Below are 927 nucleotides of genomic sequence, written 5' to 3' on the forward strand. Positions count from 1 at the left end.
CATTAAGCTGACCCCGCGTGAATTTGCCATTGTCGAGCTGTTGGCACGTAATCGTGGTCAAGTGCTGAGCATGGAGCAGATCTATGAAAAAGTATGGAAGGAACAATATCTGGAATCCAACAACACGCTGATGGTTCATGTGCGTAAAATTCGCGAGAAAATTGAGGCTGATCCGAGAAAACCTAAATACCTGAAAACGGTGTGGGGAATCGGCTACAAAATGGAAAAATTCGATTAATGGAGGATTCACGTCTTGAAGGCAAAACGATATGACACATTGGGATGGAAGCTGGCAGCCCTTAGCCTTGCCGCCTTCACTTTAACCGGACTGATTTTGATGGTGTTTTATTATGGAGCATCTTTGCTACTATGGCTGAACCCTTCCCGTTCATTTTTTGGCACTCGTCTAATTCGCTGGACCGTGAATCATATTGGGTCCCCACTCATCATGCTGATTGGAGGGCTGCCTTTATATATTTATTTCTTTTTCCTTTTTACCAAAAATACGATTGGCTATCTTCGCGAAATTACGACGGGGATGCAGGAGTTTGCTGATGGAGATCTGTCCTATACGATCCCTGTTTCTTCAGCGGACGAGCTGGGTACCTTGGCGAAAAATATGAACACCATGGCGGACAAGCTCCGTCTCTCACTGGAAGAAGAACGGGCTTCCGCCAAAGCCAAAAACGACCTGATCACCGGCGTATCTCATGATCTTCGTACCCCGCTAACATCCGTGATCGGTTTTTTGGAATATATTGAAACCGACCGCTATCGGGATGAAATTGAGCTGCGCTATTATGTGAACATTGCTTATGAAAAGTCATTGACGCTTAAAAAGCTGATCGATGAGCTGTTTGAATACACGCGTGTGAGCGGTGGCAGTCTGCCACTGGAGCTGGAGCCTGTAGATCTCGGCAAATTGCT

At 46.1% G+C, this 927-nt stretch carries 2 protein-coding genes; both read left to right on the plus strand.

Annotated elements, in window-relative coordinates; translation table 11 throughout:
- A partial coding sequence (locus tag GRP75_RS28085) for a winged helix-turn-helix domain-containing protein (protein ID WP_160791017.1) occupies positions 1-238 on the plus strand: 238 nt, incomplete at its 5' end.
- A gap of 15 nt (positions 239-253) precedes the next feature.
- The coding region (locus GRP75_RS28090; protein ID WP_160791018.1) for a sensor histidine kinase at positions 254-927 on the plus strand (674 nt) is incomplete at its 3' end.

It is taken from the genome of Paenibacillus sp. OT2-17 (genome assembly GCF_009827695.1).
In the GTDB taxonomy this organism is placed as follows: Bacteria; Bacillota; Bacilli; order Paenibacillales; family Paenibacillaceae; genus Paenibacillus; species Paenibacillus polymyxa_B.